This window comes from Streptomyces sp. AHU1 (genome assembly GCF_045343905.1).
GTDB lineage: Bacteria > Actinomycetota > Actinomycetes > Streptomycetales > Streptomycetaceae > Streptomyces > Streptomyces triticiradicis.
This window is the reverse complement of the sequence record NZ_CP174283.1, coordinates 5907733-5926329: the sequence shown is the minus strand read 5'-3', so window position 1 is coordinate 5926329 and position 18597 is coordinate 5907733. Positions and strand designations below refer to the sequence as shown.

Sequence of the window (18597 nt, the reverse complement as noted above, 5' to 3'; positions counted from 1 at the left end):
ACGCTACGCACGCAGACGCGCCGCGCGCACTTCCAAATAGCGGCGCTCGGGCAGGCTGAGGGTCCTGGCCGCCGCCGACGCGTAGGCCTCCCGGGCCGCGTCCGGGTCGCCCGCGCGCTCCAGCAGATGGCCCCGGACCGCGTCCAGCCGGTGTCCGGCGTCCGACTCCCCCTCCAGCCGGTCGAGTTCGGCGAGGGCGGCGCGCGGACCGTGCACCATGGCCACGGCGACCGCGCGGTTGAGGCGTTCGACGGGACCCGGGACCTGGCGCACGAGGAGGTCGTACAGGCCGAGGATCTCGGTCCAGTCCGTCGCCTCAGGCGAGGGCGCCTCGTCGTGGACCGCGGCGATCGCGGCCCGGAGCGCGTAGGGACCCGCCGGTCCCAGCGCCAGCGCCCCGGTCACCAGCGCCACGCCCTCCTCGGTCTCCGCCCCGTCCCAGCGGGTGCGGTCCTGTTCGTCGAGGGGGACGAGCTCTCCGTGCGGCCCGGTCCGCGCGGCGCGCCGGGCGTCGGTGAGCAGCATCAGCGCGAGCAGGCCGGCCACCTCGCCGTCCTCGGGCAGCAGCCGCCGGACCGTGCGCGTCAGCCGGATGGCCTCGCGGGCGAGTTCGGCACGCCGGAGCGTCGTGCCGGAGGTCGCCGTGTAGCCCTCGTTGAAGATCAGGTAGAGGGTGTGCAGGACGGCGGGGAGCCGCTGCTCCCAGTGGTCGGGGCGGCCGAGACCGGTGCCCCGTATCCGCTGCTTGGCCCGGCTGATCCGCTGCGCCATGGTCGCCTCGGGCACCAGGTACGCCCGCGCGATCTCCGCCGTGGTCAGACCGCCCACCGCGCGCAGGGTGAGGGCGATCTGCGCGGCCGGGGACAGCGCGGGGTGGCAGCACAGGAAGAGGAGGGAGAGGGTGTCGTCCTCCGACGGGGCGCGGTCCGCTCCCGGCGGCGGCGCCGTGAAGGCGTCCCGAGGGGTCAGCGCCGCGGCCCTCTCCTCCCGCAGCCGCCGTGCCTCCTCGGCGCGCAGGGTGTCGACGAGCCGTCGCGAGGCGACCTTGATCAGCCAGCCGCGCGGGTTGTCCGGCACGCCTTTCGCGGGCCACTGCCCGGCGGCCGCGAGCAGCGCCTCCTGCACGGCGTCCTCGGCGGCGTCGAAGTGCCCGTAGCGGCGGACCAGCGCGCCGAGGACCTGCGGCGCGTGGCGGCGCAGCAGGTCCTCGACCTCGGTCGTGGCCCTCATTCGCTCAGAGGTCCCCGGCACCGTCCTGGACGGGCCGGATGACCACCGGGTGTCCGGTGGCGCCCTCGGGACCCGGGCAGCGGGTGACGCGCTCGGCGATCTCGGTGACCCGCTCCAGGCTCGCGCAGTCGACCACCCAGTAGCCGGCCATCAGTTCCTTGGTCTCGCTGTACGGGCCGTCGGTGATCACGGCCTTCCCGTCCGGGCCCAGGGACACCTGACGGGCCCGCGCGGGGTCGGTCAGCCCCTGGGCGTCGACCAGTTCGCCGGATTCGGAGAGGTCGTCGCTGATCGCGCCCATGTAGGCGTACATGGCCTGCAGTTCCTCTTCGCTCCAGGCCGGCGCCTGCGTGGACGCCTTGCCCCGCATGCCCTCGTAGTCGGCCTGTGTGCCCTGCACCATCACCAGGTACTTCATGAGTCCGCTCCTTCGGCTTCCTCGGCTCGGACCGCCCGTGGCGGGCGGCTCTCACTGGGGACGTCGGAGCCGGCCCGGGTTTCTCTACACGTCCTCGCGTGTCTTTTTCCCGTCCTCGCGCGACGGCTTCCGGTGCGCGTCAGGTCTTCTCCGCCGCGGCCTCCTCCGGCAGACCGGGCCCGTCCCGTCGGCCCTGTCCGTGCCCTTGTCCGGACTCGTGCCCTTGTCCGGGCCCGTGCCCTTGCCCGGGTTCGTGTCCTTGCCCGGGCTCGTACGTGTAGGCCGCGCAGTCCGGGTTGTGGCAGGGGCCGGGACCCCATCTGGGCGCCCATACCCCCAGGGTCTTGTAGCGGTGCACGGCCGTGGCGACCGGCTGCCCGCATTCGGGACAAGCGTGCTCATCGGTGCCCATGTCTTCAGGGTAGGACGGCGGTCCCACCGCTTCCTGTCGTACGTCCCGGACGGGTCCCCGGGCCTATGCCCGTCCGCCCGGGCGCGGCTCGCGCCACATCGGCCACATCCGCGGACCGTCCGGCAGGTCGAGGGGGCGGCCCGAGAGCTCGAAGCCGAGCCGTTCGTACAGCGCGCGGCTGCGGGCGTTGCTCGCCTCCAGATAGGCGGCCAGTCCCTCGCGGTCGCAGCGGTCGAGGACCGACCCGATCAGCGCGCCGCCGAGCCCCTCGCCCTGGCGCTCCGGCACCACCCCGATCATCCACAGGTACGCGTGGGCCCGCCCCTCGGGATGGATGTCCGCCGTCAGCCGGCCGATCAGCTCGACGCGTTCGTTGTCCGGGTCGACGGCCGCGCGCAGCTGCGCGGGACCGTCCTCGTCCGCCCGGCCGGAGTCCCCGTCGCCCTCCCCGCCGTCGCTCTCCCCGCCATGGTTCCCGTCGTGGTTCCCGGCGGGGACGGACAGCCACAGGGCGCACGCCGAACCGTCCTCGGCCAGATCGATGCGCCCCTCGGCGAGCACGACATCGGTGAAGGCCGCCATCAGTCCGGGGTGCTTCGCACGCCGGTGCGCCGGGTCGGGGAAGACCCAGTTGCTCACCGGATCGTCCTGGAAGGCCTCGTCCAGCAGCCGGACGACCAGCTCCCGGTCCGCCTCGCCCGCCACCCGGATCGCCACACCCATGACCAGCCCCGCCCTTCGCTCCAACCAGCCTCTGACGTACGGCGGTTGAGCCTATTACGCCCGGCGCCGGCCCACCTCCCGCCGGGGTGTCCCGACGGCGGCCGCGAGAACGCGGGCCCCGCACGTCGTGGGGACGCGCGGGGCCCGCCCTCCGGAGCCGGACACCGCACGGACGTCAGGTGCCGTACGGCGCCCGGGGCTCCGGGACTTGGGGGCTCCAGGGGGCGTCGGACCGCCCACCGGGCCGGTCAGTTGCCGCGTCGCGTGACGAACTCGGCCAGCGCGAGAAGGCCGCCCGCCGCCCCGGGGTCGGGGACCGCGCGGGACAGCTCGTGCATCGCCCGGGACATCCGGTCGGCCGCCTGGACCTGCGCCCAGTCGCGCCCGCCCGCCCGCTCGACCGCCAGTACCGTTCGCTCCAGCTCCCCTTCCCGGAACGGAGCCGCGTACAACTCGGCCAGCTCGTCGGCCGCCGGGGTACCCGAGGTGAGGGCGGCGACCACGGGCAGCGACTTCTTCCGGGCGGCGAGGTCCGCCCCGGCGGGTTCGCCGGTGCGGCCCGGATCCCCCCAGATCCCGATCACGTCGTCGATCAGCTGGAAGGCGAGCCCCGCCTCCCGGCCGAACGCGTCCAGCGCCTCGACGTCCTCGGCGGCCGCCCCCGCGTACAGCCCGCCGATGGCGCAGGCGCTGCCGATCAGGGCGCCCGTCTTCGCCTCGGCCGTGGCGAGGCACTCGTCGAGGGTGATCTCGCCCGGGCCGAGCTTCTCCATGGCCGTGTCCGTGTGCTGTCCGGCGCACAGTTCGACGACACAGCCCGCGAGCCGCGCGGCGGCGGCCGAGGACGCGGGGTGCGGGTCCTCGGCGAGCATCCGCAGGGCCAGCGCCTGCAGGGCGTCACCGGCGAGGATCGCGTCGGCGTCGCCGAACACGGTCCACGCGGTGGGGCGGTGTCTGCGGGTGGTGTCCCGGTCCATCACGTCGTCGTGCAGCAGTGTGAAGTTGTGGATCAGTTCCACCGCGGCGGCGGCCCGTACGGCCTCCGTGTGCCGTCCGCCGAGCGCCCGGGCCGCGCTGAGCACGAGCGCGGGGCGGACGGCCCTGCCGGCGTTCCCCGCCCCGGGGGTTCCGTCCGCCTGCTCCCAGCCGAAGTGGTAGAGCGCGATCCGGCGCATGGAGCCCGGCAGCGAGTCGACGGCCCGGCGCAGTTCGGGGTCGACGCACGCCCGTGCCCGCTCCAGGACGACCGCGGCCTCCTGCGCGTCGAACGGGCCCGGCACGGCCTGTCGCTCCACGGGCCCCCCGACGGGACCGCGACGGGCCGCGGGCCCCGCGCGCTCCCGTCGTGGTCCCGCCTCCCGGGGCGGGACCACGACGGGCCCGGCGTCGCGGATCGTCACCGCCAGCGGCCGATCTCGACGTTCTCCAGGATGCCGAGGGCGTCCGGCACGAGCACCGCGGCCGAGTAGTACGCCGTCACCAGGTAGGAGATGATCGCCTGCTCGTTGATGCCCATGAAGCGCACCGACAGGCTCGGCTCGATCTCGTCCGGGATGCCCGACTGCTGGAGCCCGATCACACCTTGCTCGTCCTCACCGGTGCGCATGGCGATGATCGAGGTCGTACGGGCGTCGCTGACCGGGATCTTGTTGCACGGGAAGATCGGCACCCCGCGCCAGGTCGGGATGCGGTTGCCGGCCACCTCGATGCTCTCGGGGACGAGTCCGCGCTTGTTGAGTTCGCGGCCGAACGCGGAGATCGCGCGCGGATGGGCGAGGAAGAGCTTGGTGCCGCGGCGGCGGCTGAGCAGCTCGTCCATGTCGTCCGGGCTCGGCACGCCGTCGTGCGGCTGGAGCCGCTGGTCGTACTCGCAGTTGTTGAGCAGGCCGAACTCGCGGTTGTTGACGAGCTCGTGCTCCTGGCGTTCCTTCAGCGCCTCCACGGTGAGCCGCAACTGCTGCTCGGTCTGGTTCATCGGCTGGTTGTAGAGGTCGGCCACGCGGGTGTGCAGCCGCAGGACGGTCTGGGCGATGCTCAGTTCGTACTCGCGCGGGCTGGCCTCGTAGTCCACGAAGGTGCCGGGGATGTCCGGCTCACCGGTGTGGCCGGCCGAGAGGTCGATCTCCTTCTCGCCGTACTTGTTGGTGCGCTGCGACGGGATCGCCCGCAGCTCCCGGAGGTGCTCCTCCAGGGACTCGGAACGCTCCGCCACCTGTTCCAGGTCCCGGCGGGGCAGCACGAGCGCGGTCACCGCGGTCACCGCGCGGGCCGTGTACTCCCAGATGGCCTCCGGGTCGATGAGCGACTGTTCCCCGAAGTACGCGCCGTCGGCGAGGACACCGAGCACCGCGTCGTCCCCGTAGGGCCCTGTGCCGATCTTCTCGACCTTGCCGTGCGCCAGGAGGAACACCTCTTCGGCCCGGCTGCCGAACGAGGCCAGCACTTCCCCGGGGGCGAACTCCCGCTGCTGGCACCGCTGGGCGAGCTCGCCCAGCACCTCCTGGTCCTCGTACGACCGCAGCACGGACAGTTCTCCGAGCTCCGCGGGGATGACCTGGACGCGGTCGCCGGTCTTGACGAACGTCACGCGCCCGTCGCCCACGGAGTAGCTGAGCCGCCGGTTCACGCGGTACGTGCCACCCTGCACGTTCACCCATGGGAGCATGCGCAGCAGCCACCGCGAGCTGATCTCCTGCATCTGCGGCGCGGACTTGGTGGTGGTGGCCAGGTTCCGCGCGGCTGATGTGCCAAGGCTCTGCTGCGGACGGCCCTGTTCCGCGCGGACCTCTTCGCCTACCGACATGAAAATTGCCCTCCCGGTCGTGCACTGATCTTCGCGATCGAAGCCTTTCATCACGGAGCGTGCTGGTGCCATTACACGAATGAGGGGGAATGGATCACTCCGGGCCTGGGCAGGGAGGGGCGATTCCGCTTCCCCGGGGCTGACCGGATCGGCTCGCACGCTGTGCGAACGGCTGGGTCCGGCCACCTGGCCGGTTATAGAAGCTGCGGTACCAGACGGCCACGGCAGGGTGGCCGCGTACAGCGCGAAGGAGTCGGCCATGGCATCGCCCATGTCCGCGGGCAGTTTCCTGGACCGGATCAGGGACGAAGGCGTCCGTGTCGTCGAGGTCGGCGACTGGAGGCATCACAACCGCAACCACAAGGGGCCGTGGGGGCCGGTCCACGGGGTAATGATCCACCACACGGTGACCTCCGGTGGCGCCCTCACGGTCGGGCTCTGCCGCGAGGGCCGCGAGGACCTGCCCGGACCGCTGTGCCACGGGGTCGTCACCAAGGACGGCGTGGTGCACCTGGTCGGCTACGGCCGCGCCAACCACGCGGGGCTCGGCGACGACGACGTACTGCGCGCGGTGATCGCCGAGAGGGCGCTGCCGCACGACAACGAGGCGAACACCGACGGCAACCGCCACTTCTACGGCTTCGAGTGCGAGAACCTCGGCGACGGCGAGGACCCGTGGCCCGAGGTCCAGCTGGACGCCATCGCCAAGGCCTGTGCCGCGATCTGCCGGTTCCACGGCTGGACGGAGCGTTCGGTCATCGGCCACCTGGAGTGGCAGCCGGGGAAGGTGGACCCGCGGGGATTCACGATGAGCTCCCTGCGGGGGCGCGTCCGCGAACTGCTGAAGTGAGCTGAGCACCGGGCCCGGCCCGGGCGTCCGGCCGTTCGCCGGGCCCCCGTGTCCGCCCGGTCGCAGGCCCCCCCCCCCGCGGCCGGGCGGCCCCGGAGAGGTGTCCGACAATGGGTGCGTGACCAGTCCCGATGTCCCGGCCGGCCCCGGCGGCCCCCTGCCGCGGCTCCCGTCGCCCCTGGTGGAAGCCGTGGATCCCCGGTTCGAGCGGTACGGGGTCCGGCTGGTGCTGAAGAGGGACGATCTGATCCACCCGGAGCTGATCGGCAACAAGTGGCGCAAGCTGACGCCGAACCTCGGGGCGGCGGCCGGCCGCACCCTGGTCACCTTCGGCGGGGCGTACTCGAACCATCTGCGCGCCACCGCCGCCGCGGGCCGTCTGCTGGGCCTGCCCACGCTGGGCGTGGTCCGCGGCCAGGAGCTGGCCGACCGCCCCCTCAACCCCTCGCTGGCCCGCTGCGCGGCCGACGGCATGCGCCTCCACTTCGTCGACAGATCGACGTACCGGCACAAGACGGAACCCCTGACGCTGGCCGGGATCCTGCGCGCGACGGGCACCGAGGACGCGTACGTGGTGCCGGAGGGCGGCAGCAACGCCCTCGCCGTACGCGGCTGCCGTGCGCTCGGCGAGGAACTGCGGGACGCGGACGGCGTCGACGTGGCCGCCCTCGCCTGCGGCACCGGCGGCACCCTCGCCGGAATGGCCGCCGGCCTCGGTCCCGGCCGGCGCGCCCTGGGCGTTCCGGTCCTGCGCGGCGGCTTCCTCGACGCCGACACGGCGGCCCTCCAGACGGCCGCGTTCGGCGCCCGGTGCGGCAACTGGTCCCTCGACGACCGCTTCCACTTCGGCGGCTACGCCCGCACCACCCCCGAACTCGACGCCTTCGCCGAGGACTTCGAGCAGCGGCACGGGCTGCCCGTCGAACGTCTCTATGTCGCCAAGATGCTCTACGGACTTGTCGCCCTCGCCGGGGAGGGGGCGTTCCCGCGCGGCGCGACGGTGGCGGCGGTGATCACCGGAGCGCCGTTCCCCGCCGCCGCGCCCTGACCTCGGGCCGCCTCGGCCTCAGGCCGCCTCCCGGTAGGCCGCGGCCTCCTCCAGGTCCAGCCGGCGCAGCAGCGTGCGCAGCATCTCGTCGTCGATGTAGCGGTGGTCGCGCAGCCTGACGAAGACGTCGCGCTCGGTGCTGATCATCTCGCGGGACAGCCGGCGGTAGGTGTCGTCCGCGGTCTCCCCGGTGACCGGGTTGACCGCGCCGAGCCGCTCCCAGACGGCGTTGCGGCGCCGCTCCATGACCGTGCGCAGCCGCTCGGCGAGCGGCGGGGGCAGGGCGTTGCGCTCGTCGGCGAGGAGTTCGTCGAGGCGCTCCTCGGCGGCGCGGGAGGCCTGCGCCTGGGCGTTGGCCTCGGCGAGGGTCTCGGCCTGGGTGTCGCGTCCGGGCAGCTTCAGCATCCGGATGAGCGGGGGCAGGGTCAGACCCTGCACGACCAGGGTCCCGATGACGGTGGTGAAGGTCAGGAAAAGGATCAGGTTGCGCTCGGGGAAGGCGTCGCCGCCGTCCACGGTGAGCGGGATCGAGAAGGCGATGGCGAGCGAGACGACACCGCGCATGCCGGCCCAGCCGATGACGAACGGCCCCTTCCAGGTGGGGTTGTCCTCGCGTTCGCGGATGCGTGCCGACAGCAGGCGCGGCAGGAAGGTGGCGGGGTACACCCACACGAAGCGGGCCGCGACGACGACGAGGAAGAGGGCGATCGCGTACCAGGCGGCGCTCGTGCCCTCGTAGGCGCCGAGGCCCTTGAGGACGACCGGCAGCTGGAGTCCGATCAGCGCGAACACCGCGGACTCCAGGACGAAGGCGACCATCTTCCACACCGCCTCCTCCTGGAGCCGGGTCGCGAAGTCCACCTCCCAGGAGCGGTGTCCGAGGTAGAGGGCGACGACGACCACCGCGAGCACCCCGGAGGCGTGGAACTGCTCGGCGATGCCGTAGGCGACGAAGGGGATCAGCAGGGAGAGGGTGTTCTGCAGGAGCGCCTCGTTCATGTGGGTGCGCAGCCAGTGGATGGGGATCATCAGCACGAGCCCGACGGCCACCCCGCCGACCGACGCGAGCAGGAACTCGCCGATGCCGCCCGCCCAGGTCGCGCCCTCGCCGACCGCCGCGGCGAGGGCCACCTTGTAGGCGGTGATCGCGGTCGCGTCGTTCACCAGGGACTCGCCCTGCAGGATCGTGGTGATCCGCGAGGGCAGTCCGACCCGGCGCGCCACGGCCGTGGCGGCCACCGCGTCCGGCGGCGCGACCACGGCGCCGAGGACCAGGGCCGCGGGCAGCGGCAGGCCCGGCACCAGCAGGTACGCGGCCCAGCCGACCACGAGGGTCGCGAACAGGACGTACCCGACCGACAACAGCGCGACGGGCCTCAACTGGGCTCTCAGGTCCAGGTAGGAGCTGTCGGTGGCCGCCGTGTACAGCAGCGGGGGCAGCACCAGCGGGAGCACGACGTCGGGGTCGAGTTCGTACGCGGGCACCCCGGGGACGTACGAGACCGCGAGGGCCACGGCGACGATCAGCAGGGGTGCCGGGACCGGGGTGCGGCGGGCGGCCCCGGCGACCGCAGCGCTCCCCGCGACCAGCAACAGCAGTGGCAACACGTCCATCGTCTTCCGCCCGCCCTCTTTTTCCACGCGGTTTCCCGCACGCCCGACGTAACCTGGCAATCATGAAACAGTGCACGCACGCCGACGCGCTGCCGCAGCCCGAACCCGCCCCCGGGAGCGAGACCTGCCTGGAGTGCGTGGCCGCCGGTACCCATCCGGTGCAGCTCCGGCTGTGTCTGGAGTGCGGGCATCTCGCCTGTTGCGACTCCTCACCGCTGCGGCACGCCTCGGCCCACCACGACGACACGGGCCATCCGATCATGCGCACGTTCGAGCAGGGGGAGAGCTGGCGTTGGTGTTTCGTGGACCACGTACTCGTCTGAGCCGTGGATCACGTACGCGCGTGACTCACGATCCGGACGGTTCGACCGTCTGACGCCTGGGTACGTCAACCCGGCGCGCGCTCTTCCTATTTGGGGCCGCAGACCTCTAGCCACTGTGCGTACTCGTGGGCTTACTATGAGTGACAGCAAGGGGCGGGGTCCCCAGGACAGGAAAGTCGGGAGCGCGGTAGCGTCACCGCAGAACGACGTAGCGCGTTACCCCGGGGGGCGACCCTCGGCCCCCGAAAGAGCTCGAATGAGCTTGTACCACCATGGAGGTGAGGGTGTCCCAGATCGCAGGCGAGCCCGCGACGAAGGACTTCGTGGAAGTCCGGCTGCCGGCCGCGGGTGCCTACCTGTCGGTACTGCGCACGGCCACGGCCGGGCTGGCAGCCCGTTTGGACTTCACCCTCGACGAGATCGAGGACCTGCGCATCGCGGTGGACGAGGCCTGCGCGATCCTGCTGCAGCAGGCCGTCCCCGGTTCGGTGCTCAGCTGTGTCTTCCGGCTGATCGACGACTCACTGGAGGTCACGGTCTCGGCGCCGACCACCGACGGTCACGCTCCGTCACGTGACACCTTCGCCTGGACCGTCCTGTCCGCCCTCGCGGGCAAGGTCGACTCCAGCGTCGCCGAGGACAAGACCGTGGCGATCAGCCTCTACAAACAACGCGGCGCGGGACCCGGGCCGGCGTGAGGAACGGGGACGGGCCGGTGCGGGACGAAGAGCGCGGCACACGGGAGCCTCCCGCGGAGCGCTCCGACGGTGCGGACGGGCCGCGGCACACGGCGGAGGGCGTCGACGGCATCCCCGAACAGGCCCGGCCGCATCCGGAGATCGGCGTCTCCTCGGCGACGGCGCAGCCGGGAGCCTTCCCCGTCCGGGGAGGTCCCCCCGGTCCGAGCGCGGCCGAGGACACGGGGGAAGAGCCTCGAGCTCGGGAAATGGTGACGGGCGGGACTATGAGCGAGCACGAGCGGAACGCGGAACAGGACGCGCAGGGCGCGCAGCACGAGCGGGACACCGAGCAGGACGCGCGGGCCGCGCAGCACGAGCCGAGCGACCGGCACGTCCAGCACGACCCGCAGGACCGCAGCGGGGCGCGGGCGATGTTCGTCGAGCTGCGCAAGCTGCAGGACGGCAGCGCCGAGTACGCGGAGCTGCGCAATCAGCTGGTCCGCATGCACCTGCCGCTCGTCGAGCACCTGGCCCGCCGCTTCCGCAACCGCGGTGAGCCGCTGGACGACCTGACCCAGGTCGCGACGATCGGGCTGATCAAGTCGGTCGACCGGTTCGACCCGGAGCGCGGGGTCGAGTTCTCGACGTACGCGACCCCGACGGTGGTCGGCGAGATCAAGCGGCACTTCCGCGACAAGGGCTGGGCGGTGCGCGTCCCGCGCCGGCTGCAGGAGCTGCGTCTCGCGCTGACCACGGCGACCGCGGAGCTCTCGCAGCTGCACGGGCGCTCCCCGACGGTCCACGAGCTGGCCGAGAAGCTGGCCATCTCGGAGGAGGAGGTCCTGGAGGGCCTGGAGTCCGCCAACGCGTACTCCACGCTGTCCCTGGACGTCCCCGACACGGACGACGAGTCCCCGGCGGTCGCGGACACCCTGGGCGCCGAGGACGAGGCGCTGGAGGGCGTCGAGTACCGCGAGTCGCTGAAGCCGCTGCTGGAGGACCTGCCCCCGCGGGAGAAGCGGATCCTGCTCCTTCGCTTCTTCGGCAACATGACGCAGTCGCAGATCGCGCAGGAGGTCGGCATCTCCCAGATGCACGTCTCGCGGCTGCTGGCCCGCACCCTGGCCCAGCTGCGGGAGAAGCTCCTCGTCGAGGAGTGAGCCGCGCTACTCCTCGTCGTGCGCGTCGCCGCCGGGCCCTCGGATCCCGAGGGCCCGTGTCGTCTCCGGGTTCACCAGCAGCACCAAGGCCGCCACCGCGACGACCGCCAGGGCGATGCCGGCCGGGATCGCGACGCTGTCGGCCTGGAGCAGGGTGTAGGCGACGGGCAGCGCCATGATCTGGGTGATGAGGGCGGGGCCCCGGCTCCAGCCGCGGCGCAGCAGCAGTCCGCGCGCGGCGAGCAGCGGCAGCAGCGCGAGCGCGATCAGCGTGACGCCGCCGGTGACGGCCTGCTGCCGGTTGTCGGGATCGCCGGTGAGACCGAGGACGAGGACGCAGACGCCGCCCGCCACGAGGGCGGTCCCCTCCAGCGCGGCCAGCGCCGCCGCGGCGGTCAGCCGCCCGGGGCGGGGGTCGGTGCGGGGGGTGTCGGAAGTGGGATTCTGCTCACGGCTCACCCCCGAAGAGTAGCCGCCGCTCCCCGGCGCCCGAAGGCCCCCGGGCCCGGGAACCGCACGGTCACGGGCGTTCCGCCGGGCCGATTCCGCGCACCGGCGCCACCTGCGGACTCTTACTGGATCCCTACCTCGGTCTGGGACGAGTACCACCCAGTAAGTAAGCTGCATCGCATGCGTGCACTTCTCGTGGTCAATCCGGCGGCAACCACCACCAGTGCGCGTACGCGTGACGTCTTGATCCACGCGCTGGCCAGCGAGATGAAACTCGAAGTGGTCATGACCGAGTACCGCGGGCACGCCCGGGACCTCGGCCGGCAGGCCGCGGACAGCGACGACATAGACCTGGTCGTGGCCCTCGGCGGGGACGGCACGGTCAACGAGGTCGTGAACGGTCTGCTGCACCGGGGCCCCGACCTCGAGCGTCTTCCGGGCCTCGCCGTGGTGCCCGGCGGCTCGACGAACGTCTTCGCCCGCGCCCTGGGCCTGCCGAACGACGCCGTGGAGGCGACCGGCGCCCTGCTGGACGCGCTGCGCGAGGAGCGCGAGCGCACGGTCGGCCTCGGTCTCGCCACGGGGACCCCCGGCACCGAGGACGAGTCCGTCCCCTCCCGCTGGTTCACCTTCTGCGCCGGTCTCGGCTTCGACGCGGGAGTGGTGGGCCGGGTCGAACAACAGCGCGAACTCGGCCGGCGCTCCACGCATGCGCTGTATCTCCGCCAAGTACTGCGTCAGTTTCTGGACGATCCTCACCGCCGGCACGGAATGATCACCCTGGAGCGCCCCGGCGCCGACCCGGTCACGGATCTGGTCCTGTCCATCATCTGCAACACCTCGCCGTGGACGTTTCTCGGCAATCGTCCGGTGTACGCGGCACCTAAGGCCTCGTTCGATACCGGGCTCGACGTACTCGCGCTCAGCCGCATGTCGACGCCCGCGGTCGCCCGGTATGCCACCCAGTTGCTCACTTCGTCCCCCGAGCGTGGACCCCAGGGCAAGCACGCCGTCACCCTGCATGACCTGACGGAGTTCACCTTGCATTCGAAGGTGCCGCTCCCCCTTCAGATGGACGGCGACCATCTGGGACTGCGTACGAGCGTGACGTTCACAGGCGTACGCCGTGCACTGCGTGTGATTGTGTGAGTGGAAGAGGCCAAACTCCTTTCACTCGAACGTTTAGACCACGGTCCACCCCATGGAAGTACGGCTGTGACTCAGCCGACACCGAGGAATCAAAAAAAACTTTCCGGAAGGGGTTGTATCCGCCGCTGAGGTTTGCGAGTCTCTACGTGGCGCTCGGGACGGCCCGCAACATCGGCCCCACAGAGCACCGGAACCCCTCCTCAATTCTTAGGACCACACCAGTCCGTCTGGTTGTCGGCCCTTCACTTGTTGAGGGATTCGTGAAAGCGTTCACATTCACAAGCAACGTGCATGTAATACCAAGGAGAGGTAGCAGCCATGGACTGGCGTCACAACGCCGTTTGCCGCGAGGAAGACCCCGAGCTCTTCTTCCCCATCGGCAACACCGGTCCTGCGCTGCTGCAGATCGAGGAAGCCAAGGCCGTCTGCCGCCGCTGCCCCGTCATGGAGCAGTGCCTGCAGTGGGCGCTCGAGTCCGGCCAGGACTCCGGCGTCTGGGGTGGCCTCAGCGAGGACGAGCGCCGCGCAATGAAGCGCCGTGCCGCCCGCAACCGAGCTCGTCAGGCCACCGCCTGACGTTCCACCCCGCACGAGCCTGAGCTTGGCGGCGCGTACAGCGAGTACGCAACTCCCGCCCCCGAGCCGCAGCGCGCAGTACCCCGATGCGCTTGATGCAACGAGCTTTCAGCCCCGGATCACCTGGTGATCCGGGGCTCATTGCTGTTCGCGTCCGGAACCGGTCACCGTGAGTGACCGGCTCCCCCGGGCGCCGACTGCCCCTGCCCGGGGGCCACTTGCGCGGCCCGTACGCGCGTCGCGCGCGGGCCGGTCACTACTTGGACACGACCACCGGGATGTCCAGGAGCACCTGGGTGCCGCGCTCCGGAGCGGCCACCATGTCGAAGCTGCCGCCCAACTCGCCCTCCACCAGCGTCCGCACGATCTGCAGGCCGAGGTTTCCCGAGCGGTGCGGGTCGAAGCCCTCGGGCAGTCCGACCCCGTCGTCCTGCACGGTGACCAGGAGCCGGGCGTCCCGGGAGGTGCCGCCGCGCACCGCGGAGACCTCGACGGTCCCCCGGTCGCCCTCGCGGAAGCCGTGCTCCAGCGCGTTCTGCAGGACCTCGGTGAGGACCATGGAGAGCGGGGTCGCGACCTCGGCGTCCAGGATGCCGAAGCGCCCGGTGCGCCGGCCGGTGACCTTGCCGGGCGAGATCTCGGCGACCATGGCGAGCACCCGGTCGGCGATCTCGTCGAACTCCACCCGCTCGTCCAGGTTCTGGGAGAGCGTCTCGTGCACGATCGCGATCGAACCGACCCGGCGCACGGCCTCCTCCAGGGCTTCCCGGCCCCGGTCCGACTCGATGCGGCGGGCCTGCAGCCGCAGCAGGGCCGCCACCGTCTGGAGGTTGTTCTTCACCCGGTGGTGGATCTCCCGGATGGTGGCGTCCTTGGTGATCAATTCGCGCTCACGACGGCGCAGTTCGGTGACGTCGCGGAGCAGGACCAGGGAGCCGACACGCGTGCCCTTGGGCTTGAGCGGGATCGCCCGGAGCTGGATCACCCCGTCGGCGCTCTCGATCTCGAACTCGCGGGGCGCCCAGCCGCTGGCGACCTTCGACAGCGCCTCGTCCACCGGGCCCCGGGACGGGGCGAGTTCGGCGGTCGTGGTACCGAGGTTGTGCCCCACCAGGTCGGAGGCCAGACCGATGCGGTGGTACGCGGAGAGCGCGTTCGGCGAGGCGTACTGGACGATGCCGTCCGCGTCGAGGCGGATCAGTCCGTCGCCGACCCTCGGCGAGGCGTCCATGTCGACCTGCTGGTCGGGGAAGGGGAAGGTGCCCGCCGCGATCATCTGCGCGAGGTCGGAGGCGCTCTGCAGATACGTCAGTTCGAGGCGGCTCGGGGTGCGCACGGTGAGCAGGTTGGTGTTGCGCGCGATGACGCCGAGGACGCGGCCCTCACGACGTACGGGAATCGACTCGACACGGACCGGCACCTCCTCGCGCCATTCGGGATCGCCCTCGCGCACGATCCGGCCCTCGTCGAGCGCCGCGTCCAGCAGGGGGCGGCGACCGCGCGGGACCAGATGCCCGACCATGTCGTCCTGGTACGAGGTGGGCCCCGTGTTGGGGCGCATCTGGGCGACCGAGACGTAGCGGGTGCCGTCGCGTGTGGGGACCCACAGGACGAGGTCGGCGAAGGAGAGGTCGGAGAGCAGCTGCCACTCCGAGACCAGCAGATGCAGCCACTCGAGATCGGAGTCGTCGAGGGCTGTGTGCTGGCGTACGAGGTCGTTCATGGAGGGCACGTGTGCGAGCGTACCCGGCGGATCCGACAGGTCCCGAAATCGGCCACGCGCCCGGGGCTCCGGAGGGCCGCGCGAGACCCCCGAGAACACCCGCGGGCCGCGGCGCCTGGGAGGGACCCTCAACCCTCCCGGCACCGCAGCCCGGAGCAACAACGGCCGTGGGGTGTGCGGTCCCGGTCGGCCGAAGGGAGGAGCCGGAGCAGTCAGGGCAGAGAGCGCCGGTTCCTCGATCCGTCTTCCTGTGCGGGGAAGACGGAGGCTTGTTCAGTTTCTCAGAGCATTGTGGACTAGACCATGGTTCCGCGTCCATGAGTCCGGACGCCGACGCGTCCGTGCGCCCGCGGCCGTTCTTCGTTTCTTCGTCGCCCGCTCATCCAACACCAGGAGCGCCCGCCAGACCATCCCGCCTCGTTCACGGACGGGCGGACGCGCCGGACCGGCGGGGCCGGGCGGATCCGGTGGACCGCGTCGCGACGCGCCCCGGCCCGGGGCGACGGAAGGATGGCGCTCTGCTAGATTGGTCTATACCACATGTGTCCCCCTTCGGATTCGGGCGCGTCCCTGAGTCCCCTCTCCAGATCGGCAGGCCCAGCGTGGAAGTTGTCATCGTCCCGGACGCCAAGGCGGGCGGCGAGCTGATCGCCGAGGCCATGGCGGAACTGCTCCGGCGCAAGCCCGACGCGCTCCTCGGCGTGGCCACCGGCTCGACGCCACTGCCCATCTACGCGGCGCTGGCGGCCCGAGTGGGTTCCGGTGCCGTGGACGCCTCGGGCGCGCGCATCGCACAGCTCGACGAGTACGTGGGGCTGCCGGCCGAGCACCCCGAGTCCTACCGCTCCGTGCTGCGGCGCGAGGTGCTGGAGCCGCTGGGCATCGGCATGGACGCGTTCATGGGGCCCGACGGCACGGCGGCGGACGTCCAGGCCGCGTGCGAGGCCTACGACAGGGCGCTGGCGGCGGCCGGCGGGGTCGACCTCCAACTGCTGGGGATCGGCACGGACGGGCACATCGGGTTCAACGAACCGTGCTCCTCGCTCGCCTCGCGGACCCGGATCAAGACGCTGACCGAGCAGACCCGGGTGGACAACGCGCGGTTCTTCGACGGCGACATCGAGCAGGTGCCGCACCACGTCATCACCCAGGGCATCGGCACGATCCTGGAGGCACGGCACCTGGTGCTGCTCGCGACCGGCGAGGGCAAGGCGGACGCCGTGGCGGCGACGGTCGAGGGGCCGGTCGCCGCGGTCTGCCCGGCGTCGGCGCTGCAGCTGCACCCGCACGCGACGGTGGTCGTCGACGACGCCGCCGCGTCCAAGCTGAAGCTCGGCGACTACTTCCGCCAGACGTTCGCCGCCAAGCCGGACTGGCAGGGCATCTAGAGCCGGTCCCGGCGCTCCGCGCCACGAAGACAGAACGGTGCCGGGCACCCCGAGGGGGTGCCCGGCGCCGGTGCGTGACGCCCCAGCGCCGATCCCCGGAACACCCAGGACCACCACCGGCCCCGGACCTCGGGCACCCGAAGCCGGGGACCGACACCTGCACCGGAGCCCGAGACCGGGGCATACGGGGCCGGAGCTTGAACCGTAGGCCCGGGCCCGAGGCTCGGCCGGAGGCCGGAGGCCGGGATCGGGGGGGGCGCTGCCGGGGGCCGTGGACCGGAAGGCCGGGGCAGGGACCTGGGGATCCGAAGGCTGGGGCAGGGGGCGGGCTCGTGGGGTGGGGGTGGTGTTCGGGGGTGTGAGACCGGGGCCCCGGGCCTCCGGGGGGCAGGCCCGGGGGCCCGGGGGCCGGTGCACTACGCGCCCGCGATGATCTCCGCCGCCGCCCGGCCGCACACCCGTGCCGCGCCGTGGGTGGCGATGTGCAGGGCGCCCCGGGGGGCCGACTGCGGGACGCCCATCTCGACCACGACGGTGTCGGGGCGGGAGGCGAGCAGGGTGTCGAGGGCGGCCGCCATCCAGGGGTGGCGGTGTTCGTCGCGGACCACCGCGACGAGCGGCCGCCCGCCGGCGGCCGCGAGGGCCGAGGAGCCCGCGTCCTCGCCGGTGAAGCTGCCGGTCTCGGTGCCGGGAAGCAGCCGGACCAGCTCCGCCGCCACGCCCCAGGGGGTCTCGTCACCGACGGCGATGTTCGCGACCGGGGTGAGCGCGGCCACGTAGGGGGCCTCGGTGAGCGGGGCGTACGAGGCGGAGCGGGTCACGGTCAGCGCGCGCCGGGCGGCGACCAGGCCCACGTCGACGGCTCCGTCCGGACCGCCCGCACCTCCTGTACCGTTCGCACCGCCGGTGACACCCGTACCGCGCACGCCACTCGCACCGTCCGTACCGCCCGCACCGCCCGGGCTGTTCGATGCGTTCGAGCCGTTCAAGCCATTCGTGGGGGAGACCGTCGCGGCCTTCCGGGCCGCGGCGGACGCGGCCGTCCACTCGGCCAGCGCCCGCACCCGGTCCGCCGCGTCCGCGAGGCGTTCCTCGGAGAGCTCGCCGGAGCGGACCGCGGAGACCAGGGCGTCGCGGAGGCGGCGCACCGTGTCGTCGTCCGCGAGTCCGCCGCCGACGCAGATGGCGTCCGCCCCGGCCGCGATGGCCAGCACGCTGCCCCGCTCGATGCCGTACGTCGCCGCGATGGCCTGCATCTCCATGCCGTCGGTGACGATGAGGCCGTCGTAGCCGAGCTCCTCGCGCAGCAGGCCCGTGAGGATGCGGCGGGAGAGGGTGGCCGGGCGGTCCGGGTCCAGGGCCGGGACGAGGATGTGCGCGCTCATCACGGCACGGCTGCCCGCGGCGATGGCGGCCCGGAAGGGGACGAGTTCGCGGGACTGGAGGACCGACAGGTCCGCGTCGATGCGCGGCAGGGCGTGGTGGGAGTCCACCGCGGTGTCCCCGTGGCCCGGGAAGTGCTTGGTGCAGGCGGCGACGCCGGCGGCCTGGAGGCCGGTGACGTAGGCGGCCGTGTGCCGGGCCACCAGGTGGGTGTCGGCGCCGAAGGACCGTACGCCGATGACCGGGTTGGCGGGGTTGGAGTTCACGTCGGCGGACGGCGCCCAGTTGAGGTTCACCCCGCACGCGGCCAGTCTGCGGCCGAGTTCGAGGGCGACCTGCTCGGTGAGCGCCACGTCGTCGACGGCGCCCAGCGCGTGGTTGCCCGGGAAGGATGAGCCGGTGCGCACCTCCAGGCGGGTGACGTCACCGCCCTCCTCGTCGATGGCGACCAGGACGTCCTCGCGTTCGGCGCGCAGCTGGGCCGTCAGGACGGCCAGTTGCTCGGGCGAGGCGATGTTGCGGCCGAACAGGCCGACGGAGGCGAGGCCTTCACCGAGGCGGCGCAGCAGCCAGTCCGGAGCCGTGGTCCCGGTGAAACCGGGCTGGAGCACGGTGAGGGCGTTGCGCGTCAGGGTGTCTGTACCGCTGGCGAATGTCGTCATCGGGT

The 18597-nt window shown here is 72.4% G+C and carries 18 protein-coding genes; 8 read left to right on the top strand and 10 right to left on the bottom strand.

Annotated features, from left to right (window positions below; translation table 11 throughout):
• Window positions 1–3: 3 nt before the first annotated feature.
• The 6 genes from ACICHK_RS26550 to ACICHK_RS26525 form a co-directional block, all read right to left on the bottom strand.
• Window positions 4–1230 carry an RNA polymerase sigma factor gene (locus ACICHK_RS26550; protein ID WP_406838835.1) on the bottom strand — a complete coding sequence of 409 codons (1227 nt, stop codon included), beginning with the start codon at window positions 1228–1230 and terminating at the stop codon, window positions 4–6.
• A gap of 4 nt (window positions 1231–1234) precedes the next feature.
• Window positions 1235–1648: a YciI family protein gene (locus ACICHK_RS26545; RefSeq protein WP_406838834.1), complete on the bottom strand. Its 414-nt coding sequence runs from the start codon at window positions 1646–1648 to the stop codon at window positions 1235–1237.
• 139 nt (window positions 1649–1787) lie between these two features.
• Window positions 1788–2060, bottom strand: a complete 273-nt coding sequence (locus ACICHK_RS26540; protein WP_406838833.1) for a hypothetical protein — start codon at window positions 2058–2060, stop codon at window positions 1788–1790.
• Between the two features lie 63 nt (window positions 2061–2123).
• A complete protein-coding gene (locus ACICHK_RS26535) occupies window positions 2124–2783 on the bottom strand; it encodes a GNAT family N-acetyltransferase (protein WP_406838832.1) in 660 nt (219 codons plus the stop codon).
• Window positions 2784–3031: 248 nt separating this feature from the next.
• Window positions 3032–4078 carry a family 2 encapsulin nanocompartment cargo protein polyprenyl transferase gene (locus ACICHK_RS26530; protein WP_406838831.1) on the bottom strand — a complete coding sequence of 349 codons (1047 nt, stop codon included), beginning with the start codon at window positions 4076–4078 and terminating at the stop codon, window positions 3032–3034.
• 101 nt (window positions 4079–4179) lie between these two features.
• Window positions 4180–5586 carry a family 2B encapsulin nanocompartment shell protein gene (locus ACICHK_RS26525; protein WP_406838830.1) on the bottom strand — a complete coding sequence of 469 codons (1407 nt, stop codon included), beginning with the start codon at window positions 5584–5586 and terminating at the stop codon, window positions 4180–4182.
• A gap of 259 nt (window positions 5587–5845) precedes the next feature.
• Between ACICHK_RS26525 and ACICHK_RS26520 the strand changes: the two genes are divergently transcribed.
• Both ACICHK_RS26520 and ACICHK_RS26515 read left to right on the top strand, forming a co-directional pair.
• Window positions 5846–6436 carry an N-acetylmuramoyl-L-alanine amidase gene (locus tag ACICHK_RS26520; RefSeq protein ID WP_151472846.1) on the top strand — a complete coding sequence of 197 codons (591 nt, stop codon included), beginning with the start codon at window positions 5846–5848 and terminating at the stop codon, window positions 6434–6436.
• A 118-nt stretch (window positions 6437–6554) separates the two neighbouring features.
• Window positions 6555–7484 (top strand): 1-aminocyclopropane-1-carboxylate deaminase/D-cysteine desulfhydrase, encoded by a 930-nt coding sequence (locus ACICHK_RS26515; RefSeq protein WP_406838829.1) that lies wholly within the window; start codon window positions 6555–6557, stop codon window positions 7482–7484.
• Window positions 7485–7502: 18 nt separating this feature from the next.
• Here the strand turns inward: ACICHK_RS26515 and ACICHK_RS26510 are convergent, their stop codons facing one another.
• Window positions 7503–9098 carry a Na+/H+ antiporter gene (locus tag ACICHK_RS26510; protein WP_406838828.1) on the bottom strand — a complete coding sequence of 532 codons (1596 nt, stop codon included), beginning with the start codon at window positions 9096–9098 and terminating at the stop codon, window positions 7503–7505.
• A gap of 62 nt (window positions 9099–9160) precedes the next feature.
• Between ACICHK_RS26510 and ACICHK_RS26505 the strand changes: the two genes are divergently transcribed.
• From ACICHK_RS26505 to ACICHK_RS26495, 3 genes are all read left to right on the top strand, one after another.
• Window positions 9161–9421, top strand: a complete 261-nt coding sequence (locus ACICHK_RS26505; protein WP_037620866.1) for a UBP-type zinc finger domain-containing protein — start codon at window positions 9161–9163, stop codon at window positions 9419–9421.
• A 284-nt stretch (window positions 9422–9705) separates the two neighbouring features.
• Window positions 9706–10119 (top strand): anti-sigma regulatory factor, encoded by a 414-nt coding sequence (locus ACICHK_RS26500; protein ID WP_103554148.1) that lies wholly within the window; start codon window positions 9706–9708, stop codon window positions 10117–10119.
• Window positions 10116–11261 (top strand): SigB/SigF/SigG family RNA polymerase sigma factor, encoded by a 1146-nt coding sequence (locus ACICHK_RS26495; protein WP_406838827.1) that lies wholly within the window; start codon window positions 10116–10118, stop codon window positions 11259–11261. The genes ACICHK_RS26500 and ACICHK_RS26495 overlap by 4 nt, the downstream gene beginning before the upstream one ends.
• 6 nt (window positions 11262–11267) lie before the next feature.
• Here the strand turns inward: ACICHK_RS26495 and ACICHK_RS26490 are convergent, their stop codons facing one another.
• The gene (locus ACICHK_RS26490; protein ID WP_151472842.1) at window positions 11268–11720 is read right to left on the bottom strand and encodes a hypothetical protein; all 453 of its coding nucleotides are present in this window, start codon (window positions 11718–11720) and stop codon (window positions 11268–11270) included.
• 171 nt (window positions 11721–11891) lie between these two features.
• Between ACICHK_RS26490 and ACICHK_RS26485 the strand changes: the two genes are divergently transcribed.
• Both ACICHK_RS26485 and ACICHK_RS26480 read left to right on the top strand, forming a co-directional pair.
• Window positions 11892–12860, top strand: a complete 969-nt coding sequence (locus ACICHK_RS26485) for a diacylglycerol kinase family protein (RefSeq protein WP_151472841.1) — start codon at window positions 11892–11894, stop codon at window positions 12858–12860.
• 318 nt (window positions 12861–13178) lie between these two features.
• Complete coding sequence (locus tag ACICHK_RS26480; protein WP_006380970.1) at window positions 13179–13436, top strand: WhiB family transcriptional regulator; 258 nt, start codon at window positions 13179–13181, stop codon at window positions 13434–13436.
• Between the two features lie 256 nt (window positions 13437–13692).
• Here the strand turns inward: ACICHK_RS26480 and ACICHK_RS26475 are convergent, their stop codons facing one another.
• Window positions 13693–15168 carry a PAS domain-containing sensor histidine kinase gene (locus ACICHK_RS26475; RefSeq protein ID WP_151472840.1) on the bottom strand — a complete coding sequence of 492 codons (1476 nt, stop codon included), beginning with the start codon at window positions 15166–15168 and terminating at the stop codon, window positions 13693–13695.
• Window positions 15169–15761: 593 nt separating this feature from the next.
• Here ACICHK_RS26475 and nagB point away from each other — a divergent pair.
• Window positions 15762–16547: a glucosamine-6-phosphate deaminase gene (nagB, locus tag ACICHK_RS26470; RefSeq protein ID WP_406838826.1), complete on the top strand. Its 786-nt coding sequence runs from the start codon at window positions 15762–15764 to the stop codon at window positions 16545–16547.
• A 416-nt stretch (window positions 16548–16963) separates the two neighbouring features.
• Here nagB and ACICHK_RS26465 read toward each other — a convergent pair whose 3' ends face one another.
• Entirely contained in the window at window positions 16964–18592 is a 1629-nt protein-coding gene (locus tag ACICHK_RS26465) for a glycoside hydrolase family 3 protein (protein ID WP_406838825.1), read from the bottom strand.
• Window positions 18593–18597 lie beyond the last annotated feature (5 nt).

Excerpts from the sequence above, each read along its gene's own strand:
- ACICHK_RS26525 (WP_406838830.1), bottom strand. The coding sequence starts at position 5,586 with ATGTCGGTAGGCGAAGAGGTCCGCGCGGAACAGGGCCGTCCGCAGCAG.
- ACICHK_RS26540 (WP_406838833.1), bottom strand. The coding sequence starts at position 2,060 with ATGGGCACCGATGAGCACGCTTGTCCCGAATGCGGGCAGCCGGTCGCC.
- ACICHK_RS26510 (WP_406838828.1), bottom strand. The coding sequence starts at position 9,098 with ATGGACGTGTTGCCACTGCTGTTGCTGGTCGCGGGGAGCGCTGCGGTC.
- ACICHK_RS26485 (WP_151472841.1), top strand. The coding sequence starts at position 11,892 with ATGCGTGCACTTCTCGTGGTCAATCCGGCGGCAACCACCACCAGTGCG.
- ACICHK_RS26465 (WP_406838825.1), bottom strand. The coding sequence starts at position 18,592 with ATGACGACATTCGCCAGCGGTACAGACACCCTGACGCGCAACGCCCTC.
- ACICHK_RS26480 (WP_006380970.1), top strand. The coding sequence starts at position 13,179 with ATGGACTGGCGTCACAACGCCGTTTGCCGCGAGGAAGACCCCGAGCTC.
- ACICHK_RS26535 (WP_406838832.1), bottom strand. The coding sequence starts at position 2,783 with ATGGGTGTGGCGATCCGGGTGGCGGGCGAGGCGGACCGGGAGCTGGTC.
- ACICHK_RS26505 (WP_037620866.1), top strand. The coding sequence starts at position 9,161 with ATGAAACAGTGCACGCACGCCGACGCGCTGCCGCAGCCCGAACCCGCC.
- ACICHK_RS26520 (WP_151472846.1), top strand. The coding sequence starts at position 5,846 with ATGGCATCGCCCATGTCCGCGGGCAGTTTCCTGGACCGGATCAGGGAC.
- ACICHK_RS26545 (WP_406838834.1), bottom strand. The coding sequence starts at position 1,648 with ATGAAGTACCTGGTGATGGTGCAGGGCACACAGGCCGACTACGAGGGC.
- ACICHK_RS26550 (WP_406838835.1), bottom strand. The coding sequence starts at position 1,230 with ATGAGGGCCACGACCGAGGTCGAGGACCTGCTGCGCCGCCACGCGCCG.